This window comes from Roseinatronobacter bogoriensis DSM 18756, assembly GCF_004366635.1.
GTDB classification, from domain to species: domain Bacteria; phylum Pseudomonadota; class Alphaproteobacteria; order Rhodobacterales; family Rhodobacteraceae; genus Roseinatronobacter; species Roseinatronobacter bogoriensis.
The window spans coordinates 1-14,566 of sequence record NZ_SORN01000006.1 but is presented as its reverse complement, the minus strand read 5'-3'; the positions used below and the strand labels follow the sequence as shown (position 1 = coordinate 14,566).

General features: G+C 62.7%; 16 protein-coding genes. 14 read left to right on the top strand and 2 right to left on the bottom strand.

Annotated features, from left to right (window positions below):
* The first annotated feature begins 77 nt into the window (after window positions 1-77).
* The 14 genes from EV660_RS12935 to EV660_RS12870 all read left to right on the top strand — a co-directional run bounded on the left by EV660_RS12935 (window position 78) and on the right by EV660_RS12870 (window position 12,500).
* On the top strand, window positions 78-1,289 hold the full coding sequence (locus EV660_RS12935) for a phage major capsid protein (RefSeq protein ID WP_071479058.1): 1,212 nt from the start codon (window positions 78-80) through the stop codon (window positions 1,287-1,289).
* A gap of 152 nt (window positions 1,290-1,441) precedes the next feature.
* Entirely contained in the window at window positions 1,442-2,029 is a 588-nt protein-coding gene (locus tag EV660_RS12930; protein ID WP_071479092.1) for a head-tail connector protein, read from the top strand.
* The gene (locus EV660_RS12925) at window positions 2,026-2,367 is read left to right on the top strand and encodes a head-tail adaptor protein (protein ID WP_071479059.1); all 342 of its coding nucleotides are present in this window, start codon (window positions 2,026-2,028) and stop codon (window positions 2,365-2,367) included. The genes EV660_RS12930 and EV660_RS12925 overlap by 4 nt, the downstream gene beginning before the upstream one ends.
* Entirely contained in the window at window positions 2,364-2,774 is a 411-nt protein-coding gene (locus EV660_RS12920) for a DUF3168 domain-containing protein (RefSeq protein WP_071479060.1), read from the top strand. Before EV660_RS12925 ends, EV660_RS12920 begins: the two co-directional genes overlap by 4 nt.
* Window positions 2,775-2,800: 26 nt before the next feature.
* The gene (locus EV660_RS12915) at window positions 2,801-3,214 is read left to right on the top strand and encodes a phage major tail protein, TP901-1 family (protein ID WP_071479061.1); all 414 of its coding nucleotides are present in this window, start codon (window positions 2,801-2,803) and stop codon (window positions 3,212-3,214) included.
* A gap of 3 nt (window positions 3,215-3,217) precedes the next feature.
* Window positions 3,218-3,532, top strand: coding sequence for a gene transfer agent family protein (locus EV660_RS12910; protein WP_071479062.1), 315 nt, complete (start codon window positions 3,218-3,220; stop codon window positions 3,530-3,532).
* A complete protein-coding gene (locus EV660_RS12905; protein WP_071479063.1) occupies window positions 3,529-3,747 on the top strand; it encodes a rcc01693 family protein in 219 nt (72 codons plus the stop codon). The genes EV660_RS12910 and EV660_RS12905 overlap by 4 nt, the downstream gene beginning before the upstream one ends.
* On the top strand, window positions 3,725-4,339 hold the full coding sequence (locus EV660_RS12900) for a phage tail tape measure protein (protein WP_071479064.1): 615 nt from the start codon (window positions 3,725-3,727) through the stop codon (window positions 4,337-4,339). The genes EV660_RS12905 and EV660_RS12900 overlap by 23 nt, the downstream gene beginning before the upstream one ends.
* Window positions 4,340-4,352: 13 nt before the next feature.
* The gene (locus tag EV660_RS12895) at window positions 4,353-4,985 is read left to right on the top strand and encodes a DUF2460 domain-containing protein (RefSeq protein ID WP_071479065.1); all 633 of its coding nucleotides are present in this window, start codon (window positions 4,353-4,355) and stop codon (window positions 4,983-4,985) included.
* A complete protein-coding gene (locus EV660_RS12890) occupies window positions 4,982-5,857 on the top strand; it encodes a DUF2163 domain-containing protein (protein ID WP_071479066.1) in 876 nt (291 codons plus the stop codon). The genes EV660_RS12895 and EV660_RS12890 overlap by 4 nt, the downstream gene beginning before the upstream one ends.
* Complete coding sequence (locus tag EV660_RS12885) at window positions 5,854-6,282, top strand: C40 family peptidase (protein ID WP_071479067.1); 429 nt, start codon at window positions 5,854-5,856, stop codon at window positions 6,280-6,282. The genes EV660_RS12890 and EV660_RS12885 overlap by 4 nt, the downstream gene beginning before the upstream one ends.
* A gap of 17 nt (window positions 6,283-6,299) precedes the next feature.
* Window positions 6,300-10,220, top strand: a complete 3,921-nt coding sequence (locus tag EV660_RS12880; protein ID WP_071479068.1) for a baseplate multidomain protein megatron — start codon at window positions 6,300-6,302, stop codon at window positions 10,218-10,220.
* Window positions 10,221-10,325: 105 nt separating this feature from the next.
* Entirely contained in the window at window positions 10,326-10,640 is a 315-nt protein-coding gene (locus EV660_RS12875) for a DUF7742 family protein (protein WP_134014005.1), read from the top strand.
* A 48-nt stretch (window positions 10,641-10,688) separates the two neighbouring features.
* Entirely contained in the window at window positions 10,689-12,500 is a 1,812-nt protein-coding gene (locus EV660_RS12870) for an ABC-F family ATP-binding cassette domain-containing protein (RefSeq protein WP_071479070.1), read from the top strand.
* A gap of 101 nt (window positions 12,501-12,601) precedes the next feature.
* On the opposite strand, the gene EV660_RS12865 is transcribed toward EV660_RS12870, so the two are convergent.
* Window positions 12,602-13,825, bottom strand: a complete 1,224-nt coding sequence (locus EV660_RS12865) for an MFS transporter (RefSeq protein ID WP_071479071.1) — start codon at window positions 13,823-13,825, stop codon at window positions 12,602-12,604.
* Window positions 13,826-14,377: 552 nt separating this feature from the next.
* Window positions 14,378-14,566 (bottom strand): hypothetical protein (locus EV660_RS18835; protein ID WP_211116223.1); only part of this gene is annotated, 189 nt, incomplete at its 5' end.

Sequence of the window (14,566 nt, the reverse complement as noted above, 5' to 3'; positions counted from 1 at the left end):
CCTATTCACCTGATTTTGGGCAAAGCGGCCTAACCTGCCCCTGATCGACCTGAACCTTTCCCTTGCAGGAGACTGACATGACCCGACCCGCGCCTGACGCCGCGGGCCAGAGCGGCGCGACTGCGCCCGAGGCCCTTGACCCGGATCTTGAAATGAAAGCCGCGATGCGTGGCTTTGCGCAGGAACTCGACGCCTTTCAGGCCGAGATCACCCGAAAATTTTCACAACAGGAAGAGCGACTGACCATGCTGGATCGCAAGACTGCACTTTCCCCCAATCGCCCGGTGTTGAGCACTGCACATGCGGGCGAGAACCTTCATCATAAGGCCTTTGACACCTATCTGCGGTCGGGCGACGACAGCCCCCTGCGCGGGTTGGAGCTGGAGGCCAAGGGCCTGAACACACAGGTTGCCGCCGAGGGTGGCTATCTGGTGGACCCGGAAACCGCCTCTGCCATTCGTGGTGTGTTGCATGCCACTGCTTCTATTCGCGCGATTGCCAGCGTGGTCACGGTCGAGGCGACATCTTTTGATGTGCTGGTCGATCATTCGGATGTGTCCTCGGGCTGGGCCACTGAATCGGGCAGCGTTGCGGAATCGGACACACCCAGCATCGACCGTATTCCCATCCGGCTGCATGAACTGGCGGCCATGCCGAAAGCCAGTCAGCGCCTGCTGGATGACAGCGCGTTCGATGTTGAAGGCTGGCTGGCAAATCGTATCGCTTCGAAATTCGCGCGGGCAGAGGCGGCGGCCTTTATTCATGGTGACGGGGCGGACAAGCCGCGCGGCTTTCTGACCCATGACGTGATCGAGGATGAACTGTGGGAATGGGGTAACCTTGGCTATATTGCGACCGGGGCCGATGGCGATTTTGCGACCATCAATGCCTCTGACGCCATTGTGGACCTGGTCTATGCGCTGGGCGCGACTTACCGCGCCAATTCGGTTTTCGTGATGAATTCCAAGACCGCAGGCGCTGTGCGCAAGATGAAAGACGCCGATGGCCGGTTTTTGTGGTCAGACGGGCTGGCCGCGGCAGAGCCTGCGCGGCTGATGGGCTATCCGGTGCTGGTGGCCGAAGATATGCCCGATATCGCCACTGACAGCATGGCGATTGCCTTTGGCGATTTCGCCGCCGGGTACACGATAGCCGAACGGCCCGATATGCGGGTGCTGCGCGACCCGTTCAGCGCGAAACCGCATGTGTTGTTCTATGCCACCAAGCGCGTGGGCGGCGATGTGTCGGATTTCAAGGCGATCAAGCTGCTGAAATTCGGCACCAGCTGACAAGGCTTCCTGCCCTGTGCGGTTGCGCAGGGCAGGGCGGGTGCCCTGATACCTGTTTGCCCGGTCTGACCAGCCCTGACCCTTCGCGCCCGGCTTGGGTAAGTCGGGCATGTCAGGGCACCGATCTTCCCGATTTTCTGCGCGAGGCTGACATGACCCTGACCGAGATGACCCCCATCCCCCTTGCCGCATTGCCCTTGGCCGAGTTGCGCGACCATCTGCGCCTGTCTTCGGGCTTTGCCGATGACGCGACACAGGACGGGCTGCTGGAACAGTATTTGCGCACGGCCATCGCCACGGTGGAAGGGCGGGTTGCGCGGGTCTTGTTCCTGCGCAGCTACAGCCTGCGCCTGTCGCGCTGGCGCGATGGCTATGCGCAAGCGTTGCCCGTAGCACCTGTGACCGCGCTGCACAGCGTGACCATGCTGGATGCAGGCGGCGCGCCCACACTGGTCGATCCTGCGCGTTACCGGCTGGATGCCGATGGCGTGCGTCCACGGCTGGAATCGGCGGGCACTGCGCTGCCCGCCATTCCAACTGGCGGGGCGGTGGTGATCGAATTCGCAGCCGGTTTCGGTGCGGAGTGGTCGGACATCCCGGCTGATCTGCGGCAAGCGGTGCTGCTGTTGGCCGCGCAATATTATGAAAGCCGTGACATGGGCGGCAGCGCCGATATGAGCTTTGGAATCCGCGCGCTTCTGGAGCGCTGGCGCGATCTGCGGCTGGGGGGGCGGGTATGAGCACCGCGCCCAACCTGACGCGTGCGCTGGTGCTTGAAACACCTGTCGTCAGCCCGGATGGCGCGGGCGGTTTCGTGACGCAGTGGCAGGCGCTTGGCACGCTATGGGCCGAAATCCGGGCGGGGGCAGGGCGCGAACGCTTTGCCAGCCTTGGCCCGTCGGGCGAGGTGCGGCTGCGCATTCTGGTCCGCGCCGCGCCACATGGTTCCGACGCGCGCCCGCGCCCGGACCAGCGCCTGGTCGAGGGGGCGCGGGTTTTCCGCATTCTGGCTGTGGCTGAGGCCGATAATCAGGGCCGTTATCTGATCTGCACCGCGCAAGAGGAGTTGCCCGCATGAGCTATGTCATCGCGCCGGCCCTGCAAACGGCGATTTTCCAGCATCTTGCTGCGGATACTGCGTTGTCAGTGCAGCTTGGGGGCGCGCTGTATGACGCGATCCCGCCCGCGACCCCGCCCGCTACCTATGCGCTGCTGGGCGTGGAAGATGCCATCGACCGGTCTGACACTTCCGGCCACGGGGCCGAGCACCGGCTGACAATCTCGGTTGTGACCAATGCCAGCGGGTTTCTGGCCGCCAAACAGGTGGCCGCGCGCATTTGCGAGGTGCTGGAGGAACCAGACCTGACCCTTTCGCGCGGGCGGCTGGTGGGCATGTGGTTTGACCGCGCCGAGGCCCGCAAGACCGAGGGCGACCAGACCCGCCGCATCGACCTGCGCTTTCGCGCGCGGGTCGAGGATAACTGATTTTCACATTGAAGGAGGGTGGCCCGATGGGTGCACAGAATGGCAAGGACTTGCTGGTAAAGGTCGATATGACAGGTGATGGCCAGTTCGAAACTGTCGCGGGCCTGCGGGCCACGCGCATCAGTTTCAACGCGGAAACGGTCGATGTCACGTCGCTGTCATCGGCTGGCGGGTGGCGCGAATTGCTGGGCGGTGCGGGGGTTAAATCTGCGTCCATTTCCGGCTCTGGTGTGTTTCGTGACGCTGGCACGGATGAACGCGCGCGCGCCATTTTCTTCAATGGTGAAACGCCGGATTTTCAGATCATCATCCCCGATTTTGGTATTATCGAAGGGGCCTTCATGATCTCGGGCCTTGATTACGCGGGCACCCATAACGGCGAGGCGACCTTTGAATTGTCGCTGGCCTCGGCGGGTCAGCTTACCTTTGTCGCGGATTGATCCATGAGCAACCCTAACGCAGGTGAAGTGACCCTGATGATTGACGGCCAGCCCCATATGCTGCGCCTGACCCTTGGTGCGCTGGCCGAACTGGAAGCGGCGCTGGGCGAGGATACGCTTCTGGCGCTGGTCGAGCGGTTCGAGCAGGGGCGCTTTTCAGCGCGCGATGTGTTGGCGCTGATCGTGGCGGGCTTGCGCGGCGGGGGGTGGCAGGGGCGGGCATCCGAGCTGACCGGCGCCCAGATTGAGGGCGGCTTGCAGGGGGCAGCGCGGCTGGCCGCACAGCTGCTTGCGCGCGCCTTCACGCCGCCCGCATGAGCGCCCTGGACTGGCCCGCGCTGATGCGCCTTGGCCTGCGCGATCTGCGCCTGCACCCGCGCGATTTCTGGGCCATGACCCCGGCCGAGTTGATGATCATGGCCGGGCTGGAAGGCGCGCCAGGCCCCCTGACCCGCGCGCGGCTGATGGAGTTGGCCGCGCGCTACCCCGATACTGTGAAAGGCTCGCAACATGACCAATCTCAGCGATCTTGAGGCGCAGATTTCCGCGCTGGAACAACGCCTGGGCCAGACCACGGGGCTGGTGGTCGAATTTGACAGCGAACTGGCAGGGCTGGGGCGCAGCCTGACCTTTACAGGGCGCGAGGTGGAAGGGCTTTCGCGCAACTTCTCAACCGGGTTGCGGCGGACCTTTGATGGCGTCGTCTTTGACGGAATGCGGATGCAGGATGCGCTGCGCGGCATTGCCCAGACCATGTCGAACAGCGTTTACAATACGGCCATGAAGCCCGTGCAGAACGCTTTTGGCAGCCTTCTGGCGCAGGGTGTTACCGGGGCAATGGGCGCGATCATGCCCTTTGCCAAGGGCGGTGTCATCTCTCAGGCGACGGCCTTTCCCATGCGCGGCGGCACTATGGGGCTGATGGGCGAAGCGGGGCCAGAGGCGATCATGCCGCTGTCACGCGGCGCTGACGGGCGTCTGGGGGTACGCGCTGCGGGGCAGGGGCAGGCTGTGAATGTGACCTTCAATGTCTCAACCCCCGATGTCGCTGGGTTCCAACGCTCGCAATCCCAGATTGCCGCACAGATGAGCCGCCTTCTGGCGCAGGGCAACCGTAACCGCTGACAGGGGGCACAAAATGGCATTTCACGAAATTCGCTTTCCCGCCAATATGAGTTTTGGCGCACTTGGCGGGCCGGAACGGCGCACCGAGATTGTCGAACTGGCCAATGGCTTTGAAGAACGCAACACGCCCTGGGCCGGGTCGCGCAGGCGCTATGACGCAGGGATGGGGCTGCGCGCGCTGAATGATCTGGAAGCGATGATTGCCTTTTTTGAGGCGCGACAGGGTATGCTGCATGCGTTTCGCTGGAAGGATTGGGGCGATTACCGCTCGGCCCGGGCATCCGGCCCGATTACGGCCTTCGATCAGCTTCTGGGGCTTGGCGATGGCACCAATCGGGTGTTTCAGCTGCGCAAGGCCTATCAATCCGGCGCGCAGACCATCTGGCGCGAGATTGTGAAACCTGTGGCCGGTTCGGTTCTGGTGGCGATCGGGCGCGATGCGCTGACCCTTGGCGTGGATTATGAGGTCGATTCAACCACGGGCCAGATCACCCTTGCGCGCCCGCCTGATGCGGGTGCCGAAGTTCAGGCGGGGTTTGAATTTGATGTGCCGGTGCGGTTTGACACCGATCTGATCCAGATTTCGATGGCCAGTTTCAAGGCAGGCGAGTTGCCAAAAGTGCCGGTGATCGAGGTGCGGCTATGAGCCTTGATGCGCATCTGGCCACCGGCACCACTACCATCGCGCGCGCCTGGTCGCTGACGCGCGCTGATGGGCGGTCGCTGGGTTTTACTGACCATGACCGCGATCTGGAATTCGCGGGCGTCCGCTTTCGTGCCGATGCGGGCCTGAGCGCGCGCGCGCTGGAACAGGTGACCGGGCTGGCCGTCGATAACTCTGAAGCCTTTGGCGCATTGCGTGACGCGGGTCTTACCGAAGCGGATATTATGGCTGGCCGCTATGATGGCGCTGCCTTGCGCATATGGGAGGTGAACTGGGCCGATACCCGCTTGCGCCGCATGATCTTTCGCGGAACTCTGGGCGAGATTACACGCACGGGCGGGGCGTTTCGGGCAGAATTGCGCGGGCTGTCGGAACCCTTGGGCCAGCAGGGCGGGCGGGTCTATCATGCAGGCTGCGCTGCGGTGCTGGGGGATGGGGCGTGCAAATTCGACCTTTCGACGCCGGGGTATTTCGTGGAAATACCTGTCCTGACAGTGCAAGAGGGGCAGGATTTCGGATTCTCCGCGCTGGGCGATGTGGCGCAGGGCTGGTTCGCGCATGGGCGCTTGCGCGTGCTGAAGGGCCAAGCGGCGGGTCTGGTTGGCCATATCCGCGAAGATCGCATGAAAGACGGCACCCGCCATATTTCATTGTGGCAATCCCTTCGCGCGCCCATCGCCCCCGGTGATCTGGTCCGGCTGGAGGTGGGTTGCGACAAGCAGGTTGAAACCTGTCGTGTCAAATTCGCCAATTTGCTGAATTTCAGGGGGTTTCCGCATATTCCGGGTGAAGACTGGATGATGGCCTATCCCAAAACGGGCCGGCACAATGATGGCGGCGCGCGGCGCGGATGAACGGGCAGGGCGAAATCGTAGCGCTGGCGCGGCAGTGGATCGGCACACCCTATCACCACCGCGCCGCGACATGCGGTGCGGGCGCAGATTGCCTTGGTCTGATCCGGGGTATTTGGCGGGCCCGTTTCGGGGCAGAGCCGGAGCCTGTGCCGCATTACTCCCCCAGTTGGGCCGAGATCGGGGGGCAGGAGCAATTGTTGCAGGCGCTGTCGCGCCATTTGCAGCCCGCATCCCTGCCCGAGGATGGGCAGGTTTTACTGTTTCGTCTGCAAGCGGGGGCCGATGCCAAACATCTTGGCATCCAGTCCGGGGGCGGGGCCTGCTTCATTCATGCCTGCCCGCGCGCAGGTGTGGTGCAAGCGCCTCTCTCTGCGCCTTGGGCGCGCCGGATCGTGGCGCGCTTCGCCTTTCCCCCAAGCCTTTGAATTTGATGGAGTGACACATGGCAACCTTGGTGCTTTCTGCGGTGGGTGCAGCGGTCGGGTCCAGCTTTGGCGGTTCTGTCCTTGGCTTGTCGGGCATGGTGATCGGGCGCGCAGTCGGCGCAACATTGGGCCGGGTCATTGACCAGCGGTTGATGGGCGGCGGCTCTCAGGTCATCGAGCATGGCCGTATGGACCGGCTGCGCATGACTGGGGCCAATGAGGGAACACCGGTGCCACGGATCTGGGGCCGCGTGCGGCTGGGCGGACAGGTGATCTGGTCCACCAATTTCCGCGAACGGGTGCGGACAAGTGGCGGGGGCGGTGGAAAACACGCGAAAAAGCCGAAAGTCCGCGAATACAGCTATTCGATCTCGCTTGCGGTTGCCCTGTGCGAGGGGCCAATTCTCGGGATCGGGCGCATCTGGGCCGACGGGCAGGAAATCGCCGCTGCGGATTTGAACCTGCGGTTATATCACGGCAGCGAAGACCAGCTTCCTGACCCGTTTCTGGAAGCGGTGGAGGGGCCAGGCAACGTGCCGGCCTATCGCGGCATTGCCTATGTCGTTATCGAGGATATGGCCTTGGGCGAGTTCGGCAACCGCGTTCCGCAACTGAGTTTTGAGGTCATTCGCAACACCAGTGGCGATCACCCGCAAAGCCTGTCTGACCATGTGCAAGCTGTGGCCCTTATGCCCGGCTCCGGCGATTTTGTGCTGTCTGCAAGCCCCGTTTATACGCGCGGCGCATCCAGCCCCTTCGCACTGCTTGGCAATGCCGACCGGCAGGCGATGAATCTCAATTCGCCGACCGGCAAGACTGATTTGGCGGCCTCTCTGGATGCGCTGTCGCAGGAATTGCCGAATAGCGCGTCAAGTTTGCTGATCGTGTCATGGTTCGGGTCTGATTTGCGGGCCGGTAGCTGCCAGATCACCCCGAAGGTCGAATATTCCAACCGTGTGGCGGTTGGCCAGCCCTGGTCTGTGGCCGGGCGCGCGGCTGGGCAAACCGCCGAAGTTCCGCGCCTGAATGGCCGCCCGGTCTATGGGGGCACCCCCTCGGACCGCTCTGTTCTGCAGGCCATCGCCGCGCTGAAGGCACGCGGACAGAAAGTCGTCTATTATCCGTTCATCCTGATGGAAATCCTGCCTGAAAATGGCTTGCCGGACCCTTGGTCGCAGGCGGCGGATCAGCCGGTCCTGCCGTGGCGCGGGCGTATCACCAGTGAAAAAGCCCCCGATCAGCCCGGCAGCCCGGATGGCACGGCACAGGCACAGGCGGATGTGGCCACGTTTTTCGGCACGGCAAAGGCCAGCGATTTTTCGGTTTCGGGCAGTTCGGTCAGCTATTCTGGCCCGTCCCAATGGCGCTACCGGCGGTTCATTCTGCATCAGGCGGCGCTGTGCAAGGCCGCGGGCGGTGTGGATGCATTCTGTATCGGTTCGGAAATGCGGGGGCTGACCCAGATTCGCGGGCCTGAAAACAGCTTCCCGGCTGTTGCGGAACTGATCGCGCTGGCTGCCGAAGTGCGCGCGCTTCTGGGGCCGGAGGTCAAGCTGACCTATGCTGCCGACTGGTCGGAATATTTCGGATATATCACCGCGCAGGGGGACCGTTTCTTTCATCTGGACCCGCTCTGGGCAGATGAGAATATCGATTTCATCGGCATCGACAATTACATGCCGCTGTCGGACTGGCGTGATGGCGTGGATCATCTGGATGCCGATTGGGGGGATGTGCATAATCTGGAGTATCTGCGCGCCAATGTGGCAGGCGGCGAGGGGTATGACTGGTTCTACGCCTCTGATGCCGACCGTCGCGCGCAGAACCGCACCCCTATTCTGGACAGCTCTGACTGGCGGGAACACTGGATCTGGCGCTACAAGGATTTGTGCGGCTGGTGGGAGAATGACCATCATGACCGCATAGATGGCCTGCGCGCGACTGAGCCTACAGCCTGGGTGCCGCGCTCCAAGCCATTCTGGTTCACCGAATATGGCTGTGCGGCGATTGACCGGGGCACCAACCAGCCCAATGTGTTTCTGGACCCGAAATCGTCGGAATCCTTTGTGCCCTATTTCTCGCGCGGCTGGCGGGATGATGCGATTCAGGTGCAATATGTGCGCGCTGTGAATGAGTACTGGTCCGACCCGGCACACAACCCGGTTTCGGAATTCTATGACGGGCCGATGGTGGATATGTCGCGCGCCCATCTCTGGGCATGGGATGCGCGGCCCTATCCCTGGTTTCCCGGCAATCAGGACTTGTGGTCGGATGGCGAGAACTGGGCGCGCGGGCATTGGGTCAGCGGGCGCGCGACGGCGCAACCGCTTGATGGTGTGATTGCCGAGATTTGCGCGCGCGCAGGTATCCTTGATGCAGATGTCAGCCGCGTGCATGGGGTGGTGCGCGGTTTCGCCATGGCCTCGACCGAGGCACCGCGCGCAATGCTGCAATCGCTTCTGCTGGCTTACGGCGTCGAGGCGATCGAGCGCGAAGGACGGCTGATCTTTCAGATGCGCAACGGACGGGCAAATGCGCGGCTTGGGCCGGATGACCTTCTGCGCAATGATAGCGGCGATCTGGTCGTGATCCGCGCATCAGAGGCGGAAACCAACGGTCTGGTGCGGTTGGGTTATGTCGAGGAGGGCGCGAATTACGAGATGCGCATCGCCGAGGTCGGGTTTCCTGATGAAGCGCAGCAGGGCGCGTCGGGTGCCGACCTGCCATTGGTGATGACCGAGGGCGAAGCCAGCCTGATTGCGGAACGCTGGCTGGCACAGGCGCGGGTGTCGCGCGACACGGCGCGGTTTCGCCTGCCGCCCTCTCGCGCGCTTGGGGCTGGCGATGTGGTCGCGCTGGATATGGGCGCGGGTGCTTCGCTATGGCGGATTGACCGCGCGACCCTGGCGCAGGGGCGCGAGGTTGAAGCCACGCGTGTCGAGGATGCCATTTATGACTGGGGCGATACCGCGCGCAGGGGGTCGGCGCTGATCACGCCCCAGCCGCCTGTGCCGGTGCAGCCGATTTTTCTGGACCTGCCCGTGATCGCGGGGGAAGAGCCGGCGCAAAACCCCTGGATCGCTGTTGCGGCGCGGGCATGGCCGGGGATGGTGGCGCTGCACCACATAAGCGGCGCGGACATGTTCGAACTGGACGCCCTGATCGCACAGCCAGCGCAAGTTGGTGTGACGGAAACCCCTTTGCTGGCAGCAGGGCCGGGCCTTTGGGACCGTGGCGCGGCCTTGCGGGTGCGTATGTTATCGGGCCAGTTGGACACTGTGTCACCGGCCACTGTGCTGGACGGGGCCAATCTGATGGCAATCGGGGCTGGCACCGAGTGGGAGCTGTTCCAGTTTGCCGAGGCCGAGTTGATTGAGCCGGGCCTGTATGATCTGCGGCTGCGCTTGCGCGGCCAGTACGGGACAGATGGCGTGATGCCGCCTGTCTGGGCCCCGGGGGCGGTTGTGGTGCTGATTGATCCCGCACTGGAACAGATCGCGCTGCCGCTTGATGCGCTGGGCATGGAGCGCCGCTACAGGATCGGCCCCGCCAGCCGCCCGTTGCATGACCCCAGCCATAGCGATGTCAGCCAGAGTTTTCAGGCTGTCGGCTTTCGCCCTTACCGACCTGCGCATCTGCGTGCGCGCCGCGACGGGGCCGGGGATCTGCATATATCCTGGATCCGGCGCACAAGGCGCGGCGGCGACGGATGGGGTGCGCCGGATGTGCCGCTGTCCGAAGCGTTTGAGCGCTATGTCGTGAGGGTGCGCAAGGGCGCGGCAGTGCTGCGAGAGGTGCAGTGCGATGCACCGGGATTCGTCTATACAGCAACGGCGCAATTGCAAGATGAGGTCGGCAGCGCGGGGTTTGCAATCGAAGTGGCGCAGCTGTCAGATGTGGTCGGTCACGGCCCCTTTGCCCGGTTGGAGACTGAATAGTGACCCGCCCCCGCGCGCAAGCGGCCCACCCGCCCACCCCCGCAAACCGGCTGCGCCAGTTTGCTTGCCGCTTGCGCGCGGGGGCCTGTTTTTGCGGGGCGGGCCATGCGTGAGGTCACTTTCGGTGATATCCGCGCGGCTGCGCGCGTATTGCTAGGTTGGCCTTCGGGAACCTGGCCCGAGGTGATGCACAGCCTTCTGCTAGAGGCACATTGTGCTGACTGCTATCGCAAGCGATGGGGTCGTGTGCATCCGCGCTTTGGCAATGGCACGCTGATGAGCGCTGCGCTTTCGCGTCATCCGGTGGCGGAGCCCGCACCCTCGAACCCGGCCTATCTGGCGGCACTTGCGGCCGCTATCGCGGGCGTCCTTGACTGGAAAAGCCGTAACCGATCTGACACTTCCGCCACGGGGGCTTAGGTGACGATTCCCCTTTCCCTGCCGCCTGCCTGCCCCTATATCGCCGCCATGGCACAAACACCGCTTCTGCAACTCTCGAATATCTCGCTGACCTATGGCGGCAATCCTGTCTTTGACGGGCTGGACCTTGTGGTTCAACCCGGTGACCGGGTGGCGCTGGTGGGGCGCAATGGTTCTGGTAAATCCACCCTGATGAAGGTGATGGCCGCGCTGGTCGAGGCTGACAAGGGCGCGCGCAGCCTCTCGCCCGGTGTGACCGTGGGCTATATGGAACAGGACCCGGATTTCAGCGGTTTTGCGACCCTGGGGGACTATGCCGCCCAGAATCTTGACCCGGCTGAGGCCTATCGCGTCGAGATGGCCGCCGAGGGTCTGGATTTTGACCCCAGCCTTGACCCTGAAAAGGCATCAGGTGGTGAGCGGCGCCGCGCGGCTTTGGCCAAACTGCTGGCAGAAGCGCCTGAATTGATGCTGCTGGACGAGCCGACCAACCACCTTGATATTCATGCCATCGGCTGGCTGGAAGCGCGCCTGCGCGAGACGCGCGCGGCCTTTGTGCTGATCAGCCATGACCGCGCCTTTCTGCGCGCGCTGACCCGCGCAACCCTATGGATTGATCGCGGTCAGGTGCGCCGCCGGGAATCCGGGTTTGACGGGTTCGAGGAATGGCGCGATACGCTTTGGGCGCAGGAAGACGAGGCCCGCCACAAGCTGGACCGCAAGATCAAGGCCGAAGCGCGCTGGGCAGTGGAAGGGATCAGCGCAAGACGCAAGCGCAATCAGGGCCGGGTGCGCGCGCTACAGGAATTGCGCGCGCAACGCGCCAGCCAGATCAAACGCCAGGGCACTGCCGCAATGGCGATGGAAGCGGCGGCCCCTTCGGGCAAGCTGGTCGCCGAGTTGGAACATGTGCACAAGGCCTATGGCGACCGCGTGATCCTGCGCGACTTTTCGCTGCGTGTGATGCGCGGGGAACGCGTGGCTTTCGTCGGCCCCAATGGCGCGGGCAAAACAACGTTGCTGCGGATGATCACGGGCGCGGAAGAGGCCGATCAGGGCAATATCCGGCGCGGCACCAATCTGGAAACGGCCATATTCGATCAGAGCCGCGCGCAACTGGACCCGAATGCCTCGCTTTGGGAAAACCTGACAGGGGATCCGTTGATGCGGGTGCCGGGGCAGGCAGATCAGGTCATGGTGCGGGGCCAGCCCAAGCATGTGGTTGGTTATCTGAAGGAATTTTTGTTCGATGAAGCACAGGCACGCGCCCCTGTGCGGTCCCTTTCAGGGGGGGAGCGGGCGCGCCTGCTGCTGGCGCGGATCATGGCGCAACCTGCCAATTTGCTGGTGCTGGACGAACCGACCAATGATCTGGATGTCGAAACGCTGGATTTGCTGCAAGACATTCTGAGCGAGTTCGACGGTACGGTTCTGCTGGTCAGCCATGACCGCGATTTCATCGACCGTATCGCCTCGACCACGCTTGTCTTTGAAGGGGCAGGGCGGGTGACGGCCTATGCTGGGGGGTGGTCGGATTATCTGGCGCAACGCCCCGAGGCCGACAGCCCTGCGCCTGCCTCTGGCGCGGGGTCGCGCAGCAAGGACAAGCCAAAGCCGAAAGAAAAGGTAAAGTCCGGGCTAAGCTATACTGAAACGCACCGTCTGGAGAAGCTGCCCGCCGAGATTGCACGGTTGGAGGCAGAGATTGGCAAGCTGACAGAATTGCTGGCCGATGCGGATCTGTTCACGCGCGAGCCGGTGAAGTTTCGCAAGGCGACCGAAGCAATGGCCGCGCGTCAGACCGCGCTGGAGGCGGCAGAGGAAGAATGGTTGATGCTGGCCGAAAAGGCCGAGGGGTAGGCCCTGCGCACAGGTGGCGTTGGCGCAGAGGCCCGCGCCAGGTTCAGGGCAGGATTTCGCAGGGGTAGCAAAAGTCGCGGTGCGGAAACGCACAGCGCAACCTAATCCCGCTTGCGCCCGCGCCGCAGCAACCGCCCGATCAGGAAAGACGTGCGCGGCACATACGTGTAGCGGGTGCGGTCATCGGGGGCAGGGCGCGCCCGCATCCGCACCAGCCCGAAGACTACCAACAGGATATGCGCGACAGAGATGAAGATGAACATCGCCGCAGGCCCGTATTGATCTATCAGAACAGAGGCGATCAAGGGGCTGGCAATCGCGCCAACAGCATAAAGGAACATCAGCGCCGCTGACAGTTCCACCGCCTCGGACGGGTCGGTGAAGTCATGCGCATGTGCCGCCGAGATGGAATAGATCGGAAATGTGGTCATGCCGAAAAATCCGGCTGCAAGAAAGATTGCCACCACGCCACGATCCGCACTGGCCACTGTCGCAGCACAGGCCAGAACCGAGGCCACCGACAACCATATCAGCACTGCGCGCCGGTCAAATTTATCGGCCAGCCAGCCCACCGGAATCTGCACCAGCGCGCCGCCCAGCACATAGGCCGCCAGAAACAGCGCGATCACATCTGCCTTCAGCCCGACCGACAAGGCATAAAGCGGCCCCACCATGCGAAAGGCCGCGCCAGTAATGCCAGATACAACAACCCCGGCAGCCGCTAGGGGCGAGCGATTCCATGCAAAGCCCGGCCGCAACCTTGGGGCACCAGATACGGGCGGGGCCTCGGACCGGGTCAGCACCAGCGGGAACAGCGCCGCGCAGCATAACAGCGCCAACAGGTTATAGGACACATAAGAGGCCGGAGTCAGAACCCCGATCAGAAGCTGTGCGCCCAGACTGCCCACAATATCAACCACACGGTAGACGCCCATCGCGCGGCCCCGCGTCTCGTTGGTCAGCTTGGCCTGTAACCACGCCTCAATGATCGTGTAGCAGCCCGCAACGGCCAATCCCGACGCCATGCGCAGGATGGCCCATGCCAGCGGATGAATGACGAGCATATGTGCAAGAATGCCAATCGTGCCCGCCGCTGTCAGCGCCGCAAAGGCGCGCGAATGGCCCACCTGCCCCATAAGGCGCGGCGCCCACCAGCACCCGATGAAAAACCCGATGAAATGCGCCGAGCCCAACAGCCCGATCTGACCCGCGCTGAAGCCCAGCTCAACCCCCGACAGCGCATCCAGCGGGACGACACCGCCAAGGCCAAGCTGCAACAGGACAACCGACAGGAACAGCGCGCCAAAGGATATCAACAAACGCATCTTGGCCACATGCTCCGACAGTTTCCGCAAGCAGAGTGCCGTGCGGATCAGGCAAGGTCCAGTGGCGATGTCGGATTTTGGCGGCGTTTCGATCGATTCCCGGCATTTGATTCTCGCAAACCGGGTGAGTCGGCGGTGTCAGCGCGAAGGTGCCGTGCGAATAGTATCTCAAGGGCGGGTATTGAACGAAGACACTCTGAGAGGGGGTAATTTAAATGCTCTGCAGGGCAGTCAGGCGCATTATTGCTGCGCAACGCTGATGAAATTTTGGGCAAACTGGAAAAAGTGACAGATTCATGAATTTCTCTCTTGCGTGTTTTGATTGTATTACCTAGATAGCGCTCACCGGCGGCTGAGAGGTTGCTGGGGGAGGCGGCGGGCCTGAGGGTTTGTTGCTTAGAGATTTTCGAGACAGGGTTGCATGGGGTTGCGCCGGATTGGTGTAGCGCTGTGTGTGTTTTTGTCTTGTGTTGTTTGACAGAATTGGAACTTGAAGAGATATGAGGGCGGTTTGGTTCATTTCGATGGATCGGCCCTTCACATATCGGCTCGCTAGGGAGGCTTATGTTTCCCGATGATGTGAGTGTCAGCTTCACTGTTTTGCGGCTTTTGTTTCTTTGGAACGGAAGCGCAGAACAGAGGTAACGTGTTCGGATGAATAATCTGGACGCGTTGATATGTGCTTGGGTTTGACGTCAAGGATAGCTGTTTTTCAGCTTTCAACTTGAGAGTTTGATCCTG